Annotated in this window: 1 pseudogene; it reads right to left on the bottom strand. The window is 34.3% G+C overall.

The features are described 5' to 3' along the window. Positions 1–213: 213 nt before the first annotated feature. A pseudogene (locus E3E36_RS12395) lies at positions 214–408 on the bottom strand (elongation factor 4); the annotation flags it as partial.

Below are 408 nucleotides of genomic sequence, written 5' to 3'. Positions count from 1 at the left end.
AGTTAGCCAAAACCAAAATTATTATTCTTATTTCTCATAAACTATACAACATAAGAATTGCAGATTATATCTATGTGATGAAGGATGGTACCATTGCTGAAGAAGGCAGTTTTACTGAATTGGTTAATAAGAACGGTTTATTTAACAGTATGTACCAAAAACAAAAGCTGGACGATTAAATCCAGCGTCAGTATAAATAAGTCTATTATTAATTCAATCCAATTTCAGCACCGCTAAGAAAGCTTCCTGCGGTACTTCCACACTTCCAATCTGTCTCATACGTTTTTTACCTTCTTTCTGTTTCTCCAATAGTTTTCTTTTACGGCTTATATCACCACCATAACATTTAGCAGTAACATCTTTACGCATAGCACTGATATTTTCACGTGCTATCACCTTCGCTCCTAT

Source organism: Thermococcus sp. M36 (assembly GCF_012027355.1).
Taxonomy (GTDB): Archaea; Methanobacteriota_B; Thermococci; order Thermococcales; family Thermococcaceae; genus Thermococcus.
Note: the sequence above shows the minus strand (reverse complement) of the source record. Positions and strands in the feature narration are given on the sequence as shown.